Raw genomic sequence first — 21,890 nt, forward strand, 5'->3', positions numbered from 1 at the left:
TTCCTAATTCCTCCCCTGCAAGGGGAGGATCATTATAGTCAGGCGCTCACCCGACCGGCGAAGCGGCCATGTTTGCGGTAGCGGACCATCCATTTGTCGGCGACCCCGGCCATCGGCGTGGCGACGACGCCCAGCGCGTCCAGCCCTTTGGCCCCTGGTGACACGACATTGTCGCGCCCCAGCATCGCCAGCTGATCGCTGGTGATCGGCCCGCCGGGCAGCATCGCCAGCAGCTTCGCCGCGGCGTGCGGCACATCGACCAACGGCTTGTTACGGCCGGTCGCCGTGGCGATCCACTGGTTGATATCCTTCATGCTCTGCACCTGCGGCCCGCCCAGTTCATAGGTCTGGCCGCCATGGACGCCCGGCTGCTCGGCGGCGTTGGCGATCGCTTGGGCGACGTCGGCGACATAGACCGGCTGGAACCTGGTTGCCCCACCGATCACCGGCACAACCGGCAGCATAGCAATGATCTGCGCGAAGCGATTGAGGAACTGGTCCTCCGCGCCGAAGATGATCGACGGGCGGATGATGGTGGCGGTGGGGAAGGCGGCCTTGACCGCGGCTTCGCCCGCGGCTTTCGATCGGCCATAGGCTGATGGACTGTCGTCATCCGCGCCGATCGCCGACATATGCACCAGTGCGCCCACGCCAGCATCCGCCACCGCCGTGGCGACATTGGCAGCGCCGCGATGGTGGAAAGCGTCGAAATCACCCTTCAAAATGCCGACCAGATTGATGACGACATCGCTGCCCGACACTGCCCGCGCGACGCTGGCGGGGTTGCGGATGTCGGCGGCGATGAATTGCACCTGGCCAAGCCCGCCAAGCGGCTTGACCCGCAGCGCGGTGGACGGATCACGCTGCGCGATCCGCACCCGCGCGCCACGCGCCAGCAGCGCCTGCACCACCTGACGACCGACAAAGCCGCCGCCGCCGAATATCGTAACCAGATAGTCTTTCATCACCTGACCCACGTTCGTCTGAGAGGGAATATGCTGCCCATTCCCTTGCCCCAGCCGCGTCGCGCTGACAACCAATTTACCCGATCCAGCCCGCCAGATCGGCGATCATCCACAGCCCCAGCAGCAGGAACAGCAACGCCGCGCCGACCTGCAACGCGCGCATCGGCACTTTCTTCGCCAGCGCCTCTCCGAACAGCACGGCGGGTACATTGGCCAGCATCATGCCCAGCGTCGTCCCCATCGTCACCGCGACCAGATTGTCGAACCGTGCGCCCAGCGCGATCGTCGCCACCTGCGTCTTGTCGCCCATCTCGACCAGGAAGAAGGCGACCAATGTGGTCACGAACACGCCCGCCTTCGACGGCGCTTTCAACGGCGCATCCTCGTCAATCTTGTCTGGCACCAATGTCCAGGCGGCCATGGCGATGAAGCTGAAGGCCACGGCATAGCGGAACCAGTCCTGCGTCAGCACGCCCGCGATCGAATGGCCCAGCAGAGCGGCAAGGAAATGATTGGCGATCGTCGCGACCAATATGCCAAGGATGATCGGCACAGGTTTGCGAAAGCGCGTCGCCAGCAGCATCGCCAGCAATTGCGTCTTGTCCCCCATTTCGGCAAGGGCAACGAGCGCGGCGGAGGTAAAGAGGGCTTCCATCAGATAGTTCCGGGGCCGGGCGGAAGTGATAGACGCAATGCCACCGTCGCTCCCCGCCCGGCCGGACAGAAAAGCGCCGATGCCATTGGTCTCGCCAGAAGCAGATTGTTCCGCGTCCCCCATGCCATGGCCTCTCGGCCAAATATGTTGACATAAGGCCCGTTCCTTTTGCGTCGGAACGGCTGGCTACTCCCCAGATGACGCGCTAGCCTCTACGCGGTGTACGTGGGGATGACAAGCCATGGGTAAGGACAGCAACAAGACGATCGAGACAAATAGCGACGTAGCGGTGTTCCTCGCCGCGGTCGAACCGCCCGAACGGCGCGAGGATGGGGAAAAGCTCGTTGCGCTGATGCAGGCGGTGTCGGGGGAGCCGCCAAGGCTGTGGGGCTCCTCGATCATCGGCTTTGGCAGCTATCATTATCGCTATGATAGCGGCCGTGAAGGCGACGCCTCCCGTATCGCCTTTTCCCCGCGCAAGGCGGAATTGGTCCTTTATCTGTCGGGCATATCGGATGAGGATTGCGTGCCGCTGGGCAAGCACAAGCGCGGCAAGGGCTGTCTCTATATCAAGCGTCTGTCGGGTATCGATATGGCGGTGCTGGAGGCGCTGATCGTTCAAAGCTGGAACCATATGGAAAGCGCCTATCCCGCATGATCCGTTCCCTTTGCCTCCTTGCCGCCTTGCTCTGGACCATGCCGGTGGCCGCGCAGGCGATCGAGGATGCGACGATTACGTCATTGTCCGCCGATCTGGCCGCCGGGCGAACCAGCAGCGAAGCAACAGTGCGCGCGCTGCTCAAGCGCATCGCAGCGATGGATCGGAAGGGGCCGAGGCTCAACAGCATCATCGCCATCAATCCCGATGCGATCGCGCAGGCACGGGCGCTGGACACGGAGCGGCGCGCGGGGCGCATCCGCGGTCCGCTGCATGGTGTGCCGATCCTGCTCAAGGATAATATCGAGGCGGCCGGGATGCCGACCACGGCGGGATCGCTGGCGCTGGCGCGCAATGCGCCGGGACGCGATTCGCCGGTCGCCGCTGCCTTGAAGGCAAAGGGCGTGATCATCCTGGGCAAGACCAACCTTAGCGAATGGGCCAATTTCCGCTCCGAACGCTCGATGAGCGGCTGGAGCGCGATGGGCGGCCTCACTCGCAATCCCTACGCGCTGGATCGCACCACCTGCGGATCGTCCAGCGGATCGGGCGCTGCGGTTGCCGCCGGTTTCGTGCCCGGCGCGATCGGCAGCGAAACCAACGGGTCGATCATTTGCCCGGCATCAATGATGGGGCTTGTAGGATTGAAGCCGACCATCGGCCTGATTCCGCGCAGCCATATCGTGCCGATCAGCCACAGCCAGGACACAGCCGGGCCGATGACCCGCACCGTGCGCGATGCCGCCATCCTGCTGTCAGCGCTGATCGCCAGCGATCCGGCCGATCCGGCGACGGCAGATGCCATGAGCCATGCGCGCGATTATGCCGCCGCACTGGACCCAACCGCCATCGCCAAAATGCGGATCGGCGTCCTGCGCAGCGGGGCGCAGCCGGATTTGCTGGCCCGTTATGATGCCGCGCTGGCCGTACTGAAAGGGCTGGGCGCGACGTTGGTGGAAGTGAAGAAGCCCCCGATGGAGGGCATGTCCGCCGCCAGTTACGATGTGCTGCAATATGAGTTTAAGGCGGACCTCAACGCCTATCTCGCCTCCACCCGGCCGGATCAGGTGGAAAGCCGGACGCTGGCCGACCTGATCGCCTTCAACGCGGCGCACCCGGCGCAGGAAATGCCGCTGTTCGGGCAGGAGATTTTCGCCCTGTCGCAAGCCAAGAAGGGACTGGACGATCCGGCCTACACAGCCGCACGCGAAAAGTCGCTGCGGCTGGCGGGCGCGCAAGGGATCGACGCCATGTTGGCCGCCGACCGGCTCGATCTGCTGGTGACGATCAGTTACGGCCCGGCCTGGCCGTCCGACACAGTGTGGGGCGATCAATATGAGGGGCCGAGCGGATCGACCGGTCCGGCGGCGATTGCGGGCTATCCGCACCTGACCGTGCCGATGGGGCTAGTGCGCGGACTGCCGGTGGGTTTGAGCTTCATCGGCGCATCCTATCAGGAGCAGCGATTACTCGACGCAGGCTATGCCTATGAGCAGGCGGCGGGCCTGAAGCTGAAGCCCGATTTCCGACCGAGCGTCGATACCGGCCCGGAACTGGAAGGGGTTATCCGCTAAAGCGGCAGCAGCGCGGCGACGATCCACCGTTCTTCCGCGCGCAACACACCCCAGGCGCGGGCAGCCGCGCGGCTGTCCATCGCCTCTACGCCGATCCCCAGCGCCTCGACCGCGCGAACGAAGGCGCGGGGTGGCTGGCGCAAGCCCGCGCCGGTGCCGAGCAGCAGAAATTCGGGCCGCGGGTCGCCGTCGAACAGATTACCCAACGCGCCGAGCGTCAGCGCGTCGATCGCTGGGGCATCGTCCCACGCCATGGCCCGGACCGGACTGAGCAACAGACCGGTCGGAAACACATCGTCCCGCACCCGGAAACCGCGCCCCTGGAATCCGGTGATGATCGGACCCTGGCCGCTATCGTCGCGGCGCAGTTCGATGCCGATGCGCTTGTCCCCGGTCAGGGTTGCGCTCCATCGCGCGGGCCGACCCGTTCGGCCTGCGCAGCGATGTTGGTCTTGCTCGCCTTCTTTTCCGACGACATCGGGGTCAGCCCCAGCGAGATCAGCAGCGAGGAGGAGACATAGACCGACGAGTAAGTACCCACAATAATGCCCAGCATCATCGCCGCGGTGAAGCCACGCAGCACATGGCCGCCAAACAGCAGCAATGCGCCCAGCGCCAGCATGATCGTCACCGACGTCATCACCGTGCGCGGCAGGGTTTCGTTGACCGACAGGTCGATCAGCGCCTTCATGTCCATCTTGCGATATTTGCGCATATTTTCGCGGATACGGTCGTCGATCACCATCTTGTCGTTGATCGAATAGCCCACGATCGTCAGTACGGCCGCAACGATGTTGAGGTCGAACTCCAGCTGCGTGACCGCGAAAAAGCCCAGCGTCATCAGTACGTCATGGACGATCGCGACGAAGGTGGAGACGCCGAACTGCCATTCGTAGCGAAACCAGCTGAATACCGCGATGCCCAGGATCGCCAGCACGACGGCCAGCACGCCATTCTGGATCAGCTCGCCCGACACCTTGCCCGACACCGTATCGTAGCGGGAGAAGGTGACGCCGGGAAATTGCGCGGTCATCGCGTTGCGGGTCTTTTCCACCACGGCATTGGCTGCGCCTGCGCCGCCCTGTTCGGGCAAGGGCAAGCGGATCTGCACCGTCTTGGGATCGCCAAACTGCTGGAGTGAGCTTTCACCCACGCCCAGCGTGCCGATGGTCGCGCGGACCTTGTCGGTTTCCACATTCTGCGGAAATTTCGCCTCGATCATCAGGCCGCCGACAAAATCGACGCCCATGTTGAGGCCTTTATAAGCCGTCGCGCCAACCGCCAGCACCGTCAACAACGCGGTGAGCGCAAACGCCCATTTCCGCATCGCGACGAAGCCGATATTGGTGTTGTCCGGGACGAGTTTCAGAAGTTTCATGGCAGGCTTCCTTCGTCATCCCGGACTTGATCCGGGATCCAGTGCCCGGAGCGCCGCGCGTCGCGCTCTGGATCCTGATTTTCGTCAGGATGACGGGCAGGGAGGGGGAGTGGCGCGATCATATCGTGATGTCCGTCGGCCGGGTGCGGCGCACCCAGTTGGCGACGACCATGCGGGTGAAGGTGACGGCGGTGAACACGCTGGTCGCGATGCCGATCAGCAGCACGATGGCAAAGCCCTTGACCGGGCCGGAGCCGAGCGCAAGCATGATGCCGCCGGCGATAGCGTGGGTTACGTTCGCCTCGAAAATCGTGCGGCTCGCTTCCTTATAGCCATGTTCGATCGACTGGACGACATTGCGCCCGCGTCGCCTTTCCTCGCGGATACGCTCGTAGATCAGCACGTTGGCGTCCACCGCCGTGCCGATGGTCAGCACGAAGCCGGCGATGCCGGGCAGCGTGAGTGTCGCGCCCAACATGCCCATCACACCCAATATGACCGCCACGTTGATGGCGACCGCCAGATTGGCATACATGCCGAAGCGACCGTAGCTCACGAACATGAAGATCGCGACCGCGACCACCGCGATGATCGACGCGATCAGCCCCGCACGGATCGAATCGGCGCCCAGCCCCGGCCCGACCGTGCGTTCCTCCACCACCGTCAGCGCAACCGGCAGCTTGCCCGATCGCAGCGCGATCGCCAGCTGGTTGGCGCTTTCGACGGTGAAATTGCCGCTGATCTGCGCGCTGCCGCCCAGAATCGGTTCGTTGATATTGGGGGCGGACAGCACCTTGCCGTCCAGGATGATGGCGAAGGGGCGGTTGACGTTCTGCGATGTCACCTGCCCGAATTTGCGCCCGCCTGAGCCGTTGAAGCGAATGTTGACGATCGCCTGGTTGCTCTGGTCATAGCCCTGCGTCGCGTCGGTCAGATCCTCGCCCGAGACCATCACCTGCCGCTTGACCGCGATCAGCGGCACGCCCGATGGATTGTCGGGATAGGGCAGTACTTCGCTGCCCACCGGCGCGCGGCCCTGCGCCACTTCGGCAGGGTTGGCGGTGAAATCGACCAGCTTGAATTCCAGCTTCGCGGTCTGGCCCAGCAGATCCTTCAGCGCCTTGGGATCTTGCAGGCCCGGCACCTGCACGACGATGCGATTGTCACCCTGCTGCTGGATCGTGGGTTCGCGCGTGCCCATTTCGTCGATGCGCTTGCGGATGACTTCGGTCGCGACTTCCATCGCGCTCTTGACCGCATTGTTGATGCCCGCGCTGGTCGGCGTGATGACGATGGTGGAACTGTTGACCACCTCGACATTGAAATCGCGCTGGCCGGTCAGCGCCGCGCCCTGCGTCAGCTGGCGGATGCGCTCGACCGCGGCGTCCACCTGGCTTGGCTCGCGCACCATGAAGCTCAGCTTCCCGTCGCGGCTGGAGATGTCGCCGATCGCGATGCGGGGATCAGCCCGGCGCAATTCGGTGCGAACCTGCTCCTCCATATTGGTCAGCCGCTGCTTGGCGACATCCTGCGTGCTGGCTTCCAGCAGCAAATGGCTGCCACCCGACAGGTCGAGGCCCAGATTCACGCGGGTCTGCATGAATCCCGGCAGCCGGTTGACGACCGAATCCGGCAGGAAGCTGGGGACGGCGCACAGCACGCCGATCGCCAGCGGCAGGATGATCGCAAAGACCGCCCAGCGCGAAAAATTCAGCATCGTTGGCTCAGTCGTTCGCGGGCTTGGCGGTGGTCGGGTCGATCACGTCGGTCAGGGTCGACTTGACCGCCTTCACCTTCATGCCCGGCGCGATTTCGACTTCGGCGTAAATCTCGTCCACGCGCATGACCTTGCCCAGCAGGCCGCCACCGGTGATGACCTGATCACCCTTCTTCACCGCGTCGATCTTGGCCTTATGCGCCTTCATCCGCTTTTGCTGCGGACGGATCAGCAGGAAATAGAATACCACGAAGATCAGGACCAGCGGGGCCATCTGCACCAATATGCCGCTGCCGGATGCTGGCCCGCCCGCAGTCTGGGCAAAGGCTGTCGATATGAACATGGGTGGGACTTTCCTGAAGCAGGTCGCGCCTTGGTTTCTGTCGGCCGCAGGACGCATGCAGCGCCCACGGATCAAGCCGCGGCGGCTACCACAGATGCAGGCGGGGAGGCAATATGATTAGGGCGTTTACGGCGACCGCAAAAGAGCCGCATCGAATCCCTTGCAACTTCCGCAATGTGCCTCTATTGGCCGCCCTCCGGTCGGGACGTAGCGCAGCCTGGTAGCGCATCACACTGGGGGTGTGGGGGTCGGAGGTTCGAATCCTCTCGTCCCGACCAAGATTTTCGGAAAGAGCGGCCGTCCGGTGGACGGACGCCCGAAAATTTCCCAAGTGCAAGCGCGGGAGGCGATCGACCAGCAGCTTCACTGGGATCAGCCGGGCCGTTCCATCGCTACGAGAACGCGCCGCCAACGGAACTGAACTATTCTATACTGCGATCAATCGGTGCGTCGCCACGGCGACAGGCTTTCTCCAGCGCACGCGCAATACGCCACCCAATGCCGGGACTGAACAGTCTGGCTCTTAAATTAGGGAAATGGCCGCGACGATCAGCAGCCAGATGGTCAGTGCCGCGCCAGCGACAATCGCCAATTTTTGGGACGGACTTAGCCCTGCGGCTTCCGCGGACAATGCCGAACCGTCCTTTTCCGCGACTTTCGCAGGACTGGCCTGATATTTGAAGTTTTCCTGGATGACGGAGCTGTCGAAGCGGAGAATCGTGTCGAGTTCCGCAGGATTGAGCGGCTGAACGAAGATGCAGCCAGCGGTCGCTCCGTCGACGCGGACGACCCGCACCGCCCGGATCCCCACCCCCGGCACGCCGATGGTCATCGCCTGATCGGGCAGGACTTCGAAAGGCAATTGCAGTCGAAAGCCGGTGAGCGAGATATCCTCGATCTGAACGTCGAACGGTGTGTCGTCGTCATCGCGCAGGGTCGAGGCGCGATCCAACTGCATGCGCTGCGCGCCGCGATTATCGCTGTACAGGGTCGCTCGAACTGACATTGGCGGGCTCCATAGCCGGGGACCGCAATCTGGACGCATTGCCCTAAGAAATCGTAAAAGGTCCATGGAGAATCGGGCGTTGTGCGGTCCGATTCTCGGCAGTGCCGTGTCGGGCGGCTGTCCGCGACAGAGCCTGTGTCCAGAGCTTGTTGCCGGTGATCGATAGGGGCAGCGGGGCAAACGGCCCCGCCGGTGTCAGACTATCCCCTCGACGGTTTTCCGCGCCGGGGCTGCAAATGATCGAACAGCGCCATATAATTATCGACCGCGCGATCCAGGGTGAAATCGGATGCCCGCTCGGTGGCCGATGCACTATCCAGCGGCGTATCGAGCGCGGCGCATATCGCCTTGGCCAAGGCGTCGCTGTCATCGACGGGGACAAGGCGTCCGAACTTGCCCCCTTCGAGGACTTCCAGCGGACCGCTGGGGCAATCGGTCGCAACGATATTGGCACCGCAGGCAAGCGCCTCGATCAATACGGTCGGCAACCCTTCCCAACGCGACGACAATATGAAGGCGTCCGCCACACGCATCATCGCGAAAGGATTGCGGCTGAATCCCGCCAGATCGATATGATCGCCCAGGTTCAGAGCGCTAATCTGCGCCTCCAATTGCGGGCGCAGGGGGCCTTCGCCCAGAATGACCAGCCGGACCGGGCGATCGTCCAGCACCTTGCGCACGGCGCTAATCAGGACGTCAAAGCCCTTTTGATGGTGCAGACGCCCGCAGCCCAACAGAACGGGTATGCCTGCCCCGTCGGTCAACCAGCGATGTTCGGGGGCTTCGGCGGACAGCGCCACCAGCCCGTCGGTGACGACCGGATTATGGATCACTTGATGATTATGCGCACGCCCGCGCGTGAAGGCCAGGACAGCGGCCTCGACACCCTGCGAAACGCTGACGATCCGCGAAATGCCGGGATAGACGAACCGCGCCAGGCGATAGGCCGCCTTGACCGATCGGTTGGTCAGCAGCGCGTAATTCTGCCCCATCTGATTATGTTCGACAGCCACATGCGGGATGCCGGCCCACGCGAGCCGATTGGCCAGCGCGGCCGCGACATTAACATGGGTGAGATGGCTGACGAGAATATCCGGCCGCGCCGAACGAAGCCAGCGGGCGAGCGGGCGAATGCTCGAAATCGAACGGCGATTGCCAAGATCGACCAGTTCGATGGCGGGATCGAGATCGTCGAGATAGGGACCCTCCCGCCGCGCGAGGATCAGCGTGACCCGCTCGCCCCGCGCCACCAGCCCGTTCATCAACAGAACGGCGACACGCTCCGCGCCGCCGCCTGCCAGGTCCTGAAGGAATGTCGCGACGTGCATCAGCGATCAACCCACCAGCAGCTTTATGCCGACCAGCATCAACACCAGCGCAAGCGCCGGTCGCACCAGGCGGTCGGGCAGTTTGGACGACAGCAGCGATCCCACGATGATACCCGGTATCGATCCGACCAGAAGCGAACCCAGCAAGGCGAAATCGACATTGCCGATCCACAGATGGCCCAGCCCGGCCACGGCGGTCAGCGGCACAGCGTGGATGATATCGGTGCCCACCAGGCGCGCAGCTTTCATGCGCATCGGATAGAGCGCAATGAGCATGGTTGCCCCCAGTGCGCCCGCCCCCACCGATGTCAGCGTGACGAGTACGCCCAGGATGAAGCCGGCCAGCACCGTCAATGGCCATTGCATACGCCGAAAGCGCTGCGCGCGATCATGCTCCAGATCGCGCGCAAAATCGTGGATGCGGCGGCGCGAAAGCGTTGCAAGCGCTGTCATGATCAGCAACACGCCCAACGCCGAAAGAATAAGGTCGCTCTGGAACGAGCTGCGGGGCAGCTTGGACAAGAGGGCAATGGTCAGGACGGACGCTGGCAGGCTGCCCATCAACAGGCGACGCACCACGCTCCAGTCCGGCTTGCCGAAATGATGATGGACGGCACCACCGACGGTTTTGGTAATCGCGGCGAACCACAGGTCGGTTCCGACGGCAGTCGCAGGCACTACGCCCACCAGCAGGATGAGGATGGGTGCCATCAGCGACCCGCCGCCCACGCCGGTTATCCCAACGAGCAAGCCCACGAGCAGGCCAGCAAGGCTGTGTACCCAGTCGATCATCAATCCGCGTCCCCCTTGCCCGCTCAGTAACGGACGACTGGTCGGACATGCACGATTGGCCTGTGCTTGGGAAGGCGCAACTTGGCACTGACGCGCTCGTAAATGACGCTCTCCTCGCTTCGAGCGCCGATCAATTTGGCCTATAGCCTATCGATACATGACTATAGCGCGGCGCATCGGCACCCTGCCCCGCTAATTCTTGGTTTTCAGCCAATTAACCCTAACGGGTGATTCGGGTTTAAGGGAGTCTAGCCTATGCCGTTTTCCGCACCACAAGGCGACAAAGGCAACGGCATGTTCCCCAATCCAAAATCCCTCATCCTGGCCATGCGCTGCGCGCTTGGCCTGATGGCATTGGCCCTGCTGGTCGCAGGGGTCATGTTGACGACGGATCGGGTCCACTTGTCGTCCTCCACCATGTCCTGGCTGTCGCTCAGCATGGTTGCGGTCCTTTTTCCCACGCTGCTCGTCGCATTTCCCCGCTCGCGTCGGTCCGATCTGCTTGCGGCGATGCTGATCCTGGTCATCGTCGCCGGTGGCGCGCGGATCGCGACCGGGGATATCGCCGGACTGGGCGATATGTCTGCGATGATGATCCTGATCGTCGCGCTCTATCTGTCGTCGGGCATCGACACATTGCGTCAACGCGCACGCCGCTTCCCCGACGAATTGTTCGAAGTCATCGCCATCGAAGAACAACGCACACGTCGGCGCGGTGACGCAGCCCGGCGACCAGTTCCGACCGCGCCAGCCTAGTAATAAAAGTCACACTGAACCAAATAGGATATAATTGGTTCAGACTTCGATCCTATTTGCTGTCCTACAGACCATCGTCCGGTATATGTGAGTCGCCTCTTTACGCAGGAGGCGCAAGATGACCGACCCCTATACCAGCTTCATTGACAATCCGATTGCATCGGCGCGCGCGCCCTATGCCGTCATTCCCCATGACAGCAACGCATTGCCGGTCGTGCCAAAGGCGCTGTATATCGGCACCGGCGGCACGGTCGTGCTGCGCGGCGTCGACGGGACCGCGGACGTCAGCTTCCTTCATGTCGCCGACGGGCAGGTCCTGGATGTCCGCGCCCGTTACGTCCGCGCCACGGGTACGACGGCAGCCAATATCGTGGCGCTTGCCTGATGGGGCGGCTGGGATATGGCTTTGGCCATGGCGCGCGCGGTCCGGTGACCGCGCGCGCGCCCGCGCTATGGCGCCTTGGCTCCATCCGCGCCGGGGAAAGCGCCTATGGCATCGGCAATATATCGACGTCGAATTCGGCGCGAACGAGCGGGCGCATAAAGGATATGCTGTCCAACGCACATATGACCGCCCTGCGCTACGCGGACGCGGCATTCGTCATCGGGTCCGACCAGTCCGAAACCGCAGTCAGCACACAATCGATTCAGCGGGCGCTGGAAATCGGCCCGGCGGTCGGGCGTATAACCTGGTCCGGCAGCGATATCGGCGCGATTCCCGGCGGAGGGCTGCTATGGTCGGACGATGTCGTGCCCGGTGCGCTCGGCCTGTCCGAATTCCCGCCTGGCGCCACGGTCTGGCACCGATCAATGAAGGATAATCTGGTTGGTGATACCCGCGCCAACTTTCCCATGACGGGACCTGGTACGCCTGCAGGTGAAGATCAAAGGGGTACGACAACCAGCATCGACCGGTTGATGCAGACAGGCGTACTTCCTGCCGATGGTGGAGCAAGAGCGCAAATCGATGGTGCGCCAGGCGTGCTGATCGGCCTTGCCACCGATCATGGCCCCACCGTGCTGGTGGGCGGCGATAGTCGCTTTTACGGCGTATCGGGCAATGCAGGCCCCGGCACCGGTACGGCGGGTGGGCCGGCGCGCATGGCGCTGGAACAGGCGGGCATTCCGCATGTGATGCAGGCACGCGCCGGGTCCAAGATCCAGGATTTTGTCGCAGGCAACTTCGCCAGACCGGTCCTGCGGATCGGGATCATCGCCTATGTTAGCGACATATTGTGCAACTGGTCGGTCAACGACATGAGCAGCGGACGCACGGTGAGCCAGATATTGGCGGACATCGCGGCCTTTGTCGTGAAGGCGAAGGCGATCAATCCTCAAGTGCGGATATGGTGGACGACGATGGCGCCCTCCACCAACGAATCCAATGTTCCCGCCGGGCGATATGCCAATGGCGCAGCCGATGGCCGTCAAGCGTTCAACGGCGAAATCAGGACCAACTTTGCCGCCTACGGACTGTCGGGCCATGTCGATATTGCAGCGGCCATCGAAGATCCTACGCAGACCGATCGCTGGGCCGACTATGCCAATGACAGCTCGGACGGGCTGCACTCCCGCCAGACGGGGCAGGTCAAGGAAGCCGCAGTGATCAAGGCATGGGCCGATGCGCTGGCAGCGCCATTGACTGCCGACTGACCTCCACCGCGACGGCGAAATGGCGACGTTTGGCTATCGTCATTTCGACGTTCCGGGCCTGCTGCGCCCGGCAAACGATAAATCGCGACTTTACCTCGCCCTGACGAAATCTATCTAGCATTCTAAATCTCTATTGTTTAAGTAGAGATTAAAGGAGCTGAGTCATGTTCATGGAACCGATCGTTGAAGAGGATGCCGTTCTAGTCCCCTATCGCGATGCGCCGCGTCCGCAAACCCGGCGGCTCAAGCCATGGAAAGTAGCCCGCAACTATGCAATTTTCGCCGCGATCATGACGACGATCGTGGCATTTTGGGCGGCCTGTATTGCGGGGCTGATGCTCCTGCTGCCCTGATGGGCTAGAGACGAAGCAAACTGTCGATCTGCGCCTCGCGGCGCAATTTCTCACACTCTGCTTGCCAATGCATTGCCTCTGCACGCAGGCGTTCGAAATTATCCAACGGAATCCAGTGACGCGATTCGCTGAGCGAACCATTCGCACGGGCCGTGACGCTGTCGGCGAGCCGTTCCATCATATGAGCCAGCTTTGCGAAATCGCCCACGCGCAGGCTCACTTGCGCCCCGTCACTGACCCCGTCGATCGCCGCGCGCATCTTGCCCGCTTCCGCTCGAACGATGGCGGCGATTTGCCCGGCTGATGTTGCTTCCATCCCTGCCTCCTGTCGTTACAGCATCATCTGCGAACAAGAATGATAGCCAAAGAGGGTTAATCGCTCGTAACCATGGCGCGCCGCGCTTCGCCCGTCAGATCGTCAGAAGCCGGAAAAGCCCGGGATCAGGATGGTGCCTGGCTGCTGCGGCGGTGTGTCGGCCGTGCTGGCGCTGATCGGTTTGGACCGTGGCGCGTAATCGAAATCCAGGAACTTGCCCTTGATACGGGCATAATTATCCTTGGGATCATAATAGGCCCGGTCGATGCCCAGATCGCGCGCTTCGGCCCGGCCCATATTCGCCAGAAGCGTGAAGGCGGACACATAGGCGTCGCGGCGCGCGCTGACCAGCTGGACGCGCGTGTTGAGCGCCTCCTGCTCCGCATTGAGGATGTCGAGGATCGTGCGCGAACCGGCGGAATTTTCGACCTTCACACCATCCAGCGCCAGCTCGGCCGACTTCACCGCTTCTTCAGCGGACGCAATCGTTTCGAGCGCCGCGCGCCAAAGGGCATAGGATGCGCGGGTCTGCGCGATCACGCCACGTTCGGTGGCAGTCGCCTGCTCGATCGCGCTCGATTCGCGCGCGGCGGCCTGGCGCTGCTGCGCGCCGGGACGCCCGCCCTGATATAATGGAATGGAGATGGTGGCTCCTGCCGACGCCGCCTTGTCGTTGCGGACGTCGATGATTCCTCCCTGGTTGACCACGGTGGACCCCAGATAGTCGGTTTTCGACCCGTTAACAAAGGCGCTGACCCGCGGCATGATCTGGCCATTGGCGGATTTGACGTCGTACCGCGTCGCGTCACGGGCCTTGTTGGCGGCAAGCAAGGTAGGATTGTTCGCCAGCGCCAGCGCTACGGCCGCTTCTGCGCTCTCGGGCAAGCCGGGCAGCGGCGGCGGCACTTCAAGATCCTGCGGCGGCTTGCCGACAAGGGCGATATAATTTTCCTTCGACGCGATAAGCTGCGCCTGTGCGCTTTGCAGGCTGGAGCGCGCCAGCGCCAGGCGCGAACGGGACTGGGCCACGTCGGTCCGGGTCAGATCGCCCACTTCGAACCGTTCCAGGCCAGCGCTCAGATTGACATCCAGGGCGCGGACATTCTGCCGGTTCAGTTCGACGATCGCGCTGTCACGCAACACGTTCATATAGGTCGCGACGATGCTCTGGAACAGATTGGCCTCAACGCTGCGCAGCGAAAACTGGCCGGATTCGACCCGTAGTTTGGCCGCATTGACGGCATTGCGAACGGTGCCGCCGCTGTAGAGAGGCAAAACCACCTGCGCGTTCATGCTCAACGCTTCGCGCGGAGAAATCTGAGGGAACTGGCGATAGATATTGTTCGAATAGCTGACGCTACTGTCCGCGAAAGGTAGACCGCTGGACCGCTGGATAGTGACATTTTCGTCGATGGCGCGCTGGTCGGCGCGGGCCGCCGTGATCGACGGGTTGTCGGTGTAGGCCAGGGCCAGTGCTTCCATCAGCGTTTCGGCTGAGGCCGGTGTTCCGGCCATGGTGCCGGCGATTATCGCTGCCAGCGGGAAAAAGTTGCTTCGCCGTCCCATCATTGCCTTGCCCCAATCTCCACCCACGGCAGTCACGCCGCTTGCGCACCGTCTGGCAGAATAAGGTTAATGGTTCGCAAAGCCTGTTTGCTTCCGCCCACGCAGCCGGGCGCGATCGTCCTATTTGGGCAAAAGTCCCATCCGGTTGTCGGGCAGACATTGTCGCGGATCGGGCCGGTCAATCACGGCGCAGTCGAACAACACGGTTTCCTTACGTCGATCACCATCCACACGATAGAAAAACGACATGGTCTTTGCGGCGGCGGCCGATACTACGGGGCCGGACGGCAGATCACCGGGGTTCAGCCAGCCGATGACGGTGCATTCGGGCTTGTCCCGGCACATGCGATAGGCGGTGACGGCATAGGATCCGGCAAAAGCGCCAGGCTCAAGCGACAGGATATAAGCGCCAGCAGCAGGCACAGCATCATGCAGGCGGTTGCCCTTGAGTATCCATGCCGGAACATCTGCCCCCGCATCCTTGCGGCCGGGACTGTTCGCAATGGATGACCGGTCGCGCCAATCGCCCAGTTTGGCCAGGTCGTAGGACAAGACAGCAGACGCGCCGTCATCCTTTTTCTGATCGCCCGACAGGCCGGCGATCGACGCGATCACCGGCTCATCCATGACCCTCACCCTGCGCAGCATGGCCGAATGGGACCAGCGGAAAAATATATGTCCGCGCACCATCACCAACTTGTCCATCTGCGCAGACCAGAAAGGCACGACATAATCGGTGTGATAATGCGTTGCCGTACTGACGTCCCCGAACACATAGCCGTTCAGCGCCGCCCTAGCGGCGATCAGCGCGCGCGACCAGGCTGATGCGCTGGGGCGACGCCGTATGATCGATCCGTCGCAGGTAAAGGTGAACTGGCAACCGATGGCGCGTTCGCTGCCCTGAAAGACGACGCCGCACACGCTTTTGGGAAAAGCCGGATGGCGCAGGCGGTTTACCACGACCTGGGCCACCGCGCGCTGGCCGACCGAATCGTCACCGGCCTCATAATAAACCGCGCTGGCCAGACAGTCTTGCGCCCGGCGCCAATTGTCCGCTGGTCCCGAATAGATGAAGGGGGGTGCCGGGGGCCGTGGTGCCGTGGAAAAGGGTTGCGCGTCGTTGATGGCGCGCGCGTCGGGCGCAGCCAACGGCTTGAAGATCAGGGCCGGCGGCTCCACGCCGGTCGCCGATCGCCCCGTGGCCATGTGCGATCGCGGGTCATAATTGGGTGGCACCCCATAATCGGGCTGCGACGGGACCGCCGTGAGTGTATCGACAAAATGAACTGCCAAGGCGAGGCCGGCGGCGAGGATCAAACCGCATAGAATGATCGCTGTGGTCCGGCGCGCCGACAGCCCGCCCCCACGACCATGCAACGCATATTCGCTCACAGCCGGATCGACGCCTTTGTCCCGATCGGCGGACGGAGGAGATGCAGTCATCTGGTCATTCCAATTTCGAGGCGCGGCCCTAACATCAAATGGTTAATGATGTGGGAGGGAAATGCGATTGGTTGTAGAAGAAGAATATTCCATGCGAGTCAAAGCCTGAATGGAAGGGGGGGACGAGATAGTCTGATGGACATGCGTACCGAGAGGACCCTGCACCGGCGTATTCTTTATCGTCCCCGTTCATTCATTGCCACTGCGCGACTCGAAGCGCTACTGGCCATAAGACGTGGTGATCGCCTGTCGCCCCAAATCTTCATTGTCGGCGCACAAAAGGCCGGCACGACATCATTGTTCCGGGACTTGGCGAACCACCCGCAGATCATCGCGCCAGTAGCAAAGGAAGTTCACCAGTTCGACCGGCACCATATGCGCCCGGCCGAAAATTATCTCGCCCACTTCCCGTCACTGCGGGCTGCGGAGGACCGTATGCGCCAAGTGGGCGCGCCGGTGATGACGATGGATTGCACCCCCTATTATCTCATGCATCCCGACGCCGCTGCGCGCATCAGCGCCTTTTGTCCTGACGCGAAAATCATCATGATGCTGCGCGACCCATGCGCGCGTGCATGGTCGCATTATTGGCATGAAGTCGCTCGCGGCTTCGAAACATTGGAACCAGAGGCAGCCTTTGTCGCGGAACCTGAACGGATTGTCGAGCCGCATGACCGTGTCGGCCCCGGCAGGCAGGAACGTTTCGCCCACCAGCATTACAGCTATTGCGCGCGCAGCGAATATGATGTGCAGATCAACCGGTGGCAGGCGTTGTTCCGCCAAGATCAGCTTTTGTACATTGCCACCGAGCGATATCAGAACGATCCAGCAGCCGAGCGCGACCGCATAGCGGCTTTTCTCGCCATCGAACCTTTTGCCCGCATGCAGGACCAGAGCAAGCTGAACGAAGGGCGCTATCCTGCCCCCGCCCCTGCCCTGGCCGCCTGGCTCGACCAGCGCCTGCACCTATCGCGAGAGCGCACCCGTGCCATGCTTGGCCCCGATTTCGCGTGGCCTACATGGCACGGATAACGCAAATGCCGCCCCCCACGCCCGCCGATGCCCAATCGGTCTGGCCGATGCTCGGCATGTCGCAGGATGCTGCACAGCCCTGCGCTCTGCCCCACGGGCATGACGTCGAGAGCAACCCACTGGCTATCGACCAAGGGGTCACCCCGATATTCGTCGTTGGCTGTCAGCGGAGTGGATCGACCTTGTTGGGCGCAATGTTGGGCAGCGGCGATCGTATGATCGCCACGCCTGAATCGCAGTTCGTCGCCGACCTGATGCCCCATGATCCCCGCCAGATCGTTGATTTGCGCCAGGCGATCGACGCCATAATAGCCCATCCCCGCTTCAAGCTGTGGAATTTTTCGATCGGCGACGAGCGTCCCGACGGGTACGGCACATTCATGGATGCGGTAAATTGGCTCGTGCGGACCTATGGTGCCCGATCCGGTCGCACCGACGTCGACTTTTGGGTCGAACATCAGCCAGGCAATGTCCGGCATATGCGGGCCTTGGCGGATGCATGCCCGGAGGCGCGATTTGTCCATATCGTCCGGGATGGGCGTGCCGTGGCCAATTCGCTGCTCAAGGTTGCCTGGGGACCAAATAGTATTTCCAGCGCAGCCCATTTCTGGTCGCAGCGGGTGGCCATGGGCATGGCGCTACGCGACTGCTTGCCGCCCAATCGCTGGGCGCGCATCCGATATGAGGATCTGCTCGCCCGCCCCGAAGAGGAATTGCGCCGTGTTTGTGCGACGCTGGAGTTGCCATTTGACGAGGCGATGATAGCGGCGCGGCGCTATCATGTGCCGCCGTCAACCCGCAAACAACATCATCTGGTCGGCCAGGCGCTGGCCCCCGAACGGATCGATGCCTGGCAGCAGGAATTGAGTCAGCGAGAGATAGAGATATTCGAAGCGCATGTCGGCCCGCTGATTACCTATCTTGGCTACCAACTATCCTTTGGCCGCCGCGCACGCCTGCCCAGCTCCGCCGAAACCGCGCGCATGATCATGGTCCAGTTTCTGCATGGTTACTGCAACCGGTTGAACCATGCGATCCGCATCGGCAAGGCACGAACGACCCGGAGCGCGACGGATAACAGCGCCCCTGCTACGATCGCTTATCCCCGGTGGCGCGGTGTCTTGCGCAGGATCTGCCAGATGGCGTCCAGGTTGGTGGTCAAATAGCGCCAGAACAACCGGCGCGGCTCCAGCGCCATGCGATACAGCCATTCAAGGCCCGCGCGCTGCATCCACATGGGCGCGCGCGTGCGGCTTGCGGACAGGAAGTTGAACAGCCCACCGCATGTCTTGACCCAGGCGATACCGCCGAAACGATGCAGGTTGCGCGCGACGAAGATGTCCTCCCTTGGCATGCCAAGGGCCACCCATAATATATCCGGCCGAGCCTCCATGACCTGCTGGACCACGGTTTCTTCTTCATCGGCGGAAAAATAGCCGTTACGCGCGCCAGCGATCACCAGGCGCGGATAAAGCTGGCGAACCCGCGCGACGGCCCGGCCATTTTCTTCGTCCGTCGCGCCCAAGAAATACATACTATATCCATGATCCTGCGCCGCCGCCGCAAGATCATGGAACAAGTCCGTCGTTGCCGCGCGGTCGGGGATTTCCCGACCGGCGATCAGCCTGGCCGCCCACAACACTGGGACCCCGTCAGCCGCCACCGCGTCCGCATGGCGATAGGCGTCCCGAAACACCGGGTCGCGCGCATAGGCGGAAATAACATTACCATTAATCGCCGCATGATAACGGGTCGCCGCGCGCCCCTCGCGCGCCTGGCGGCAGTCATCCAGCATCAGTTGCACCCACTGCTTGGTGGACAAGGGCGAAACTGGAATGTCTGCAATGATGACGGGCGCGACAGGTTCAGGCGAGTCGGTTAAATGTAATGACTTCATCGCGTCCAGTGCCCATCAGCATATGTCGATGTTGCTTGTCACACCGCCATGGCAAGGTCAATAAAGACGTTATTCCTCTAAGTTGCCTCGGCGATTCGAGGACAGATTGTGAAATTGGGGGTTTGGTATGCGCTGTAAAGCCTGGATTGTAGCGACAATCATGATGAGTTCGGTGCTGACGACCGGCTGCACCACCAGCGGCCCGCTGCCTGCGGCGGCGCCCGGATCAGTAGCCGCGACGACGGCTTACCGGATCGGGGCGGGCGACAAGTTTCGCCTGAACGTATTTAACGAACCCGCCTTGTCGGGCCAAGAATATTCGGTGAATACCGAAGGGGAAGCATCGCTGCCCCTGATCGGCCTGGTCAAGGTCGACGGGATGACTCCGCGCGAAGCAGAAGCGGAAATCACGAAGCGCTATGCGGCCGGTTACATCAACAATCCGCGGGTGAATATCGACATCAGCCAGTATCGCCCCTTCTATATCTTGGGTGAGGTCAAGCAGCCGGGACAATATCCCTTCGCCACGGGGCTGACCGTGCTTAGCGCCGTCGCCATTGCGCAGGGCTATACCTATCGCGCGGACCAGAAGCGGGTTTTCGTGCGCCATGGCGACAAATCGAGCGAGGAATCCATACCCCTTGCCGCCGATACGCCCGTGCTGCCTGGTGACACGATCCGTATTCCCGAACGCTTCTTCTGACGGACAGAGGCTATGGTCGCTCTGGGTATTGGCAGTCCCATGACACGACCATGCGCCTTGGCGGAAAAGACTGGCAGGCCCTGTGTGCAAATGCGCATGGGGCCTTTGCCTGATCGTTTGACTTTGAGTATATTGCCCAAGAACGGTCGAAGGCGTGAATGCACCCGACTGGCGCGCACCTGTTGCGCGACTGTCCCATTATTGCTTCACGGTTTCAAAATGAAACATTAGAGGGCATAAATACGTTGCCAGCCTTAAGGTATCCGGTAATGTTTCAATATTAAGATGCCCGCGTTGAGCTGGTATAAGGGGTAGCCGTGTATATAGCCGCGGGAACTAGTACTTCGGCTGCGAAGTCTCGTAGGGACGGCAGTCTAATTCGTGTCGGCATCTATGGTCTGCAATGGGCGCTCGACGTGCTGATTCTGATCGGCAGTTTCTCTTTTGCCAGCCTGATGCGCTTTGGTCATCTGCCCGTCGGAGAAAGTCGGAACTGGATCATTGTCCTAGCATCCGTGTTTATGGTCGTTGCCTTTTACGGTCGCCTCTACACGCTCGATTCCATGCAATCGTTGACGACATCGGTCAGGCGCGCTGCCATGGCCATGATGTGGGCCTTATCGATTGCGGTCCTGGGCTTTTTCGCGTCGAAACATGTCGATTCCATGTCCAGACTGGTGCTGTTCACCGGCACGATCACGGCCTTTACGCTGCTGCTTCTCGTCCGCCTTCCCTTCTTCCTGCTCATCCATCGCATCATCGGCCATCGGCTGTTGCGCAAATTGTTCATCGTGGACGGCGTGGCGCCGCGCGAAATGGAAGGATATGATATCGTCCTTTGCGCGGATCTCGGCCTGAAGCTCGATCTGCATGACCCTGCTGTCTTGCACGCACTCAGCAGCATGATTCGGGAATATGACCGCGTTCTTGTCGATTGCCCGGTCCATGAACGGGAAAGCTGGTCCCTTTTCCTGCAAGGCGTGGGGTGCATCGGCAGCCTGCTGATCCCCGAATTGCAGCCCGTCATTTCCGACCATGCGAAATTAAGGCTGGAATCGGCGTCGATCCGTGTTTCTACAGGCCCGCTGGATTTGCGAAGCCGTGCCTTGAAACGGGTTTTCGATCTGTCGGTGACCTGTTCTGTTTGCTTGTTCCTTGCGCCCCTGTTGGCCATCACCGCCATCTGCATCAAACTGGACAGCAAGGGACCGGTCCTGTTCAAACAACTACGCATGGGCAGGGGCAACCGGCTTTTCTATGTCTATAAGTTCCGCAGCATGCGGGACGATCTGGCCGATGCCACCGGCAGCAAATCGGCATCGCGCGACGACAAACGGATCACGCGCGTCGGGCGGATAATTCGCGCGACGTCGATCGACGAACTGCCCCAGCTTTTCAACGTGCTGCGTGGCGACATGTCGCTGGTGGGACCTAGACCCCATGCGCTTGGTTCGAAGGCTGGCAATGATCTGTTCTGGAAAGTCGACACGCGCTACTGGCTGCGCCATTCGACCAAGCCCGGCATCACCGGACTGGCCCAGATTCGAGGGTTCAGGGGCGCGACCGAGACCCATCGCGATCTTACCGAACGCTTGCGTTATGATCTTGAATATCTACGCAACTGGTCGATCTTTCGGGATATCAGCATCCTGCTCGCGACCTTCGGCGTGGTCATCCACAAAAACGCTTATTAACCGTTGTCGCAGGATCGGGACTGTCACGCCCGCGCCACAGGAATGACGACGCTGGAAATAT

Annotated in this window: 23 protein-coding genes, 1 tRNA gene and 1 riboswitch; of the genes, 11 read left to right on the plus strand and 13 right to left on the minus strand. The window is 61.8% G+C overall.

Translation table 11 applies throughout. The features are described 5' to 3' along the window. Window positions 1-38: 38 nt before the first annotated feature. Both ACODR8_RS11325 and ACODR8_RS11330 read right to left on the minus strand, forming a co-directional pair. On the minus strand, window positions 39-965 hold the full coding sequence (locus ACODR8_RS11325) for a complex I NDUFA9 subunit family protein (RefSeq protein ID WP_489007314.1): 927 nt from the start codon (window positions 963-965) through the stop codon (window positions 39-41). Between the two features lie 76 nt (window positions 966-1,041). After that, entirely contained in the window at window positions 1,042-1,620 is a 579-nt protein-coding gene (locus ACODR8_RS11330) for a TMEM165/GDT1 family protein (RefSeq protein WP_489007315.1), read from the minus strand. A gap of 17 nt (window positions 1,621-1,637) precedes the next feature. Beyond that, a riboswitch (yybP-ykoY riboswitch) is annotated at window positions 1,638-1,828 on the minus strand. 33 nt (window positions 1,829-1,861) lie between these two features. On the opposite strand from ACODR8_RS11330, the gene ACODR8_RS11335 reads away from it, so the two are divergent. Further along, complete coding sequence (locus tag ACODR8_RS11335; RefSeq protein WP_489007316.1) at window positions 1,862-2,278, plus strand: DUF1801 domain-containing protein; 417 nt, start codon at window positions 1,862-1,864, stop codon at window positions 2,276-2,278. Then, window positions 2,275-3,852 (plus strand): amidase, encoded by a 1,578-nt coding sequence (locus ACODR8_RS11340; protein WP_489007317.1) that lies wholly within the window; start codon window positions 2,275-2,277, stop codon window positions 3,850-3,852. Before ACODR8_RS11335 ends, ACODR8_RS11340 begins: the two co-directional genes overlap by 4 nt. Here ACODR8_RS11340 and ACODR8_RS11345 read toward each other — a convergent pair. From ACODR8_RS11345 to yajC, 4 genes are all read right to left on the minus strand, one after another. Beyond that, on the minus strand, window positions 3,849-4,187 hold the full coding sequence (locus ACODR8_RS11345) for an Mth938-like domain-containing protein (RefSeq protein ID WP_489007349.1): 339 nt from the start codon (window positions 4,185-4,187) through the stop codon (window positions 3,849-3,851). The two genes, ACODR8_RS11340 and ACODR8_RS11345, sit on opposite strands and share 4 nt — an antisense overlap. A 59-nt stretch (window positions 4,188-4,246) precedes the next feature. Next, window positions 4,247-5,230 (minus strand): protein translocase subunit SecF, encoded by a 984-nt coding sequence (secF, locus tag ACODR8_RS11350; RefSeq protein ID WP_294136554.1) that lies wholly within the window; start codon window positions 5,228-5,230, stop codon window positions 4,247-4,249. Window positions 5,231-5,348: 118 nt separating this feature from the next. Then, window positions 5,349-6,947 (minus strand): protein translocase subunit SecD, encoded by a 1,599-nt coding sequence (gene secD, locus ACODR8_RS11355; RefSeq protein WP_489007318.1) that lies wholly within the window; start codon window positions 6,945-6,947, stop codon window positions 5,349-5,351. A 7-nt stretch (window positions 6,948-6,954) separates the two neighbouring features. After that, entirely contained in the window at window positions 6,955-7,290 is a 336-nt protein-coding gene (gene yajC / locus ACODR8_RS11360; protein ID WP_489007319.1) for a preprotein translocase subunit YajC, read from the minus strand. A 201-nt stretch (window positions 7,291-7,491) separates the two neighbouring features. Here yajC and ACODR8_RS11365 point away from each other — a divergent pair. Further along, window positions 7,492-7,568: transfer RNA gene (locus ACODR8_RS11365), tRNA-Pro, on the plus strand. A gap of 245 nt (window positions 7,569-7,813) precedes the next feature. Here ACODR8_RS11365 and ACODR8_RS11370 read toward each other — a convergent pair. From ACODR8_RS11370 to ACODR8_RS11380, 3 genes are all read right to left on the minus strand, one after another. After that, entirely contained in the window at window positions 7,814-8,362 is a 549-nt protein-coding gene (locus ACODR8_RS11370) for a PilZ domain-containing protein (protein ID WP_489007350.1), read from the minus strand. 134 nt (window positions 8,363-8,496) lie between these two features. Next, window positions 8,497-9,624 (minus strand): glycosyltransferase, encoded by a 1,128-nt coding sequence (locus tag ACODR8_RS11375; RefSeq protein WP_489007320.1) that lies wholly within the window; start codon window positions 9,622-9,624, stop codon window positions 8,497-8,499. Between the two features lie 6 nt (window positions 9,625-9,630). Then, window positions 9,631-10,416 carry a sulfite exporter TauE/SafE family protein gene (locus ACODR8_RS11380; RefSeq protein ID WP_489007321.1) on the minus strand — a complete coding sequence of 262 codons (786 nt, stop codon included), beginning with the start codon at window positions 10,414-10,416 and terminating at the stop codon, window positions 9,631-9,633. 255 nt (window positions 10,417-10,671) lie between these two features. On the opposite strand from ACODR8_RS11380, the gene ACODR8_RS11385 reads away from it, so the two are divergent. The 4 genes from ACODR8_RS11385 (at window position 10,672) to ACODR8_RS11400 (ending at window position 13,178) form a co-directional block, all read left to right on the plus strand. Further along, on the plus strand, window positions 10,672-11,172 hold the full coding sequence (locus tag ACODR8_RS11385; RefSeq protein ID WP_489007322.1) for a hypothetical protein: 501 nt from the start codon (window positions 10,672-10,674) through the stop codon (window positions 11,170-11,172). 118 nt (window positions 11,173-11,290) lie between these two features. Further along, the gene (locus ACODR8_RS11390) at window positions 11,291-11,557 is read left to right on the plus strand and encodes a spike base protein, RCAP_Rcc01079 family (RefSeq protein ID WP_294136535.1); all 267 of its coding nucleotides are present in this window, start codon (window positions 11,291-11,293) and stop codon (window positions 11,555-11,557) included. Next, the gene (locus ACODR8_RS11395) at window positions 11,557-12,825 is read left to right on the plus strand and encodes an SGNH/GDSL hydrolase family protein (RefSeq protein WP_489007323.1); all 1,269 of its coding nucleotides are present in this window, start codon (window positions 11,557-11,559) and stop codon (window positions 12,823-12,825) included. Before ACODR8_RS11390 ends, ACODR8_RS11395 begins: the two co-directional genes overlap by 1 nt. Window positions 12,826-12,989: 164 nt before the next feature. Beyond that, complete coding sequence (locus ACODR8_RS11400; protein WP_489007324.1) at window positions 12,990-13,178, plus strand: hypothetical protein; 189 nt, start codon at window positions 12,990-12,992, stop codon at window positions 13,176-13,178. Between the two features lie 4 nt (window positions 13,179-13,182). Here ACODR8_RS11400 and ACODR8_RS11405 read toward each other — a convergent pair whose 3' ends face one another. The 3 genes from ACODR8_RS11405 to ACODR8_RS11415 form a co-directional block, all read right to left on the minus strand. Further along, window positions 13,183-13,494: a hypothetical protein gene (locus tag ACODR8_RS11405; RefSeq protein ID WP_489007325.1), complete on the minus strand. Its 312-nt coding sequence runs from the start codon at window positions 13,492-13,494 to the stop codon at window positions 13,183-13,185. Window positions 13,495-13,596: 102 nt separating this feature from the next. Then, window positions 13,597-15,060: a TolC family outer membrane protein gene (locus ACODR8_RS11410; protein WP_489007351.1), complete on the minus strand. Its 1,464-nt coding sequence runs from the start codon at window positions 15,058-15,060 to the stop codon at window positions 13,597-13,599. Window positions 15,061-15,180: 120 nt separating this feature from the next. After that, entirely contained in the window at window positions 15,181-16,503 is a 1,323-nt protein-coding gene (locus ACODR8_RS11415; RefSeq protein WP_489007326.1) for a cell wall hydrolase, read from the minus strand. 141 nt (window positions 16,504-16,644) lie between these two features. On the opposite strand from ACODR8_RS11415, the gene ACODR8_RS11420 reads away from it, so the two are divergent. Further along, complete coding sequence (locus tag ACODR8_RS11420) at window positions 16,645-17,535, plus strand: sulfotransferase family protein (RefSeq protein ID WP_489007327.1); 891 nt, start codon at window positions 16,645-16,647, stop codon at window positions 17,533-17,535. A gap of 5 nt (window positions 17,536-17,540) precedes the next feature. Next, window positions 17,541-18,701, plus strand: coding sequence for a sulfotransferase family protein (locus tag ACODR8_RS11425; RefSeq protein ID WP_489007328.1), 1,161 nt, complete (start codon window positions 17,541-17,543; stop codon window positions 18,699-18,701). On the opposite strand, the gene ACODR8_RS11430 is transcribed toward ACODR8_RS11425, so the two are convergent. Then, window positions 18,635-19,357, minus strand: a complete 723-nt coding sequence (locus ACODR8_RS11430; RefSeq protein ID WP_489007329.1) for a WecB/TagA/CpsF family glycosyltransferase — start codon at window positions 19,355-19,357, stop codon at window positions 18,635-18,637. The genes ACODR8_RS11425 and ACODR8_RS11430 overlap by 67 nt on opposite strands. 235 nt (window positions 19,358-19,592) lie before the next feature. Here ACODR8_RS11430 and ACODR8_RS11435 point away from each other — a divergent pair, with 235 nt between their 5' ends. Both ACODR8_RS11435 and ACODR8_RS11440 read left to right on the plus strand, forming a co-directional pair. Then, on the plus strand, window positions 19,593-20,135 hold the full coding sequence (locus ACODR8_RS11435) for a polysaccharide biosynthesis/export family protein (RefSeq protein ID WP_489007330.1): 543 nt from the start codon (window positions 19,593-19,595) through the stop codon (window positions 20,133-20,135). A 416-nt stretch (window positions 20,136-20,551) separates the two neighbouring features. Next, window positions 20,552-21,829, plus strand: coding sequence for a sugar transferase (locus ACODR8_RS11440; protein ID WP_489007331.1), 1,278 nt, complete (start codon window positions 20,552-20,554; stop codon window positions 21,827-21,829). The last annotated feature ends 61 nt before the right edge of the window (window positions 21,830-21,890 follow it).

It is taken from the genome of Sphingobium sp. FG58 (genome assembly GCF_057809055.1).

Coding starts and splice junctions, on each gene's coding strand:
- ACODR8_RS11325 (WP_489007314.1), bottom strand. CDS start 965: ATGAAAGACTATCTGGTTACGATATTCGGCGGCGGCGGCTTTGTCGGT.
- ACODR8_RS11330 (WP_489007315.1), bottom strand. CDS start 1,620: ATGGAAGCCCTCTTTACCTCCGCCGCGCTCGTTGCCCTTGCCGAAATG.
- ACODR8_RS11335 (WP_489007316.1), top strand. CDS start 1,862: ATGGGTAAGGACAGCAACAAGACGATCGAGACAAATAGCGACGTAGCG.
- ACODR8_RS11340 (WP_489007317.1), top strand. CDS start 2,275: ATGATCCGTTCCCTTTGCCTCCTTGCCGCCTTGCTCTGGACCATGCCG.
- secF (WP_294136554.1), bottom strand. CDS start 5,230: ATGAAACTTCTGAAACTCGTCCCGGACAACACCAATATCGGCTTCGTC.
- secD (WP_489007318.1), bottom strand. CDS start 6,947: ATGCTGAATTTTTCGCGCTGGGCGGTCTTTGCGATCATCCTGCCGCTG.
- yajC (WP_489007319.1), bottom strand. CDS start 7,290: ATGTTCATATCGACAGCCTTTGCCCAGACTGCGGGCGGGCCAGCATCC.
- ACODR8_RS11370 (WP_489007350.1), bottom strand. CDS start 8,362: ATGGACCTTTTACGATTTCTTAGGGCAATGCGTCCAGATTGCGGTCCC.
- ACODR8_RS11375 (WP_489007320.1), bottom strand. CDS start 9,624: ATGCACGTCGCGACATTCCTTCAGGACCTGGCAGGCGGCGGCGCGGAG.
- ACODR8_RS11380 (WP_489007321.1), bottom strand. CDS start 10,416: ATGATCGACTGGGTACACAGCCTTGCTGGCCTGCTCGTGGGCTTGCTC.
- ACODR8_RS11385 (WP_489007322.1), top strand. CDS start 10,672: ATGCCGTTTTCCGCACCACAAGGCGACAAAGGCAACGGCATGTTCCCC.
- ACODR8_RS11390 (WP_294136535.1), top strand. CDS start 11,291: ATGACCGACCCCTATACCAGCTTCATTGACAATCCGATTGCATCGGCG.
- ACODR8_RS11395 (WP_489007323.1), top strand. CDS start 11,557: ATGGGGCGGCTGGGATATGGCTTTGGCCATGGCGCGCGCGGTCCGGTG.
- ACODR8_RS11400 (WP_489007324.1), top strand. CDS start 12,990: ATGTTCATGGAACCGATCGTTGAAGAGGATGCCGTTCTAGTCCCCTAT.
- ACODR8_RS11405 (WP_489007325.1), bottom strand. CDS start 13,494: ATGGAAGCAACATCAGCCGGGCAAATCGCCGCCATCGTTCGAGCGGAA.
- ACODR8_RS11410 (WP_489007351.1), bottom strand. CDS start 15,060: ATGGGACGGCGAAGCAACTTTTTCCCGCTGGCAGCGATAATCGCCGGC.
- ACODR8_RS11415 (WP_489007326.1), bottom strand. CDS start 16,503: ATGACTGCATCTCCTCCGTCCGCCGATCGGGACAAAGGCGTCGATCCG.
- ACODR8_RS11420 (WP_489007327.1), top strand. CDS start 16,645: ATGCGTACCGAGAGGACCCTGCACCGGCGTATTCTTTATCGTCCCCGT.
- ACODR8_RS11425 (WP_489007328.1), top strand. CDS start 17,541: ATGCCGCCCCCCACGCCCGCCGATGCCCAATCGGTCTGGCCGATGCTC.
- ACODR8_RS11435 (WP_489007330.1), top strand. CDS start 19,593: ATGATGAGTTCGGTGCTGACGACCGGCTGCACCACCAGCGGCCCGCTG.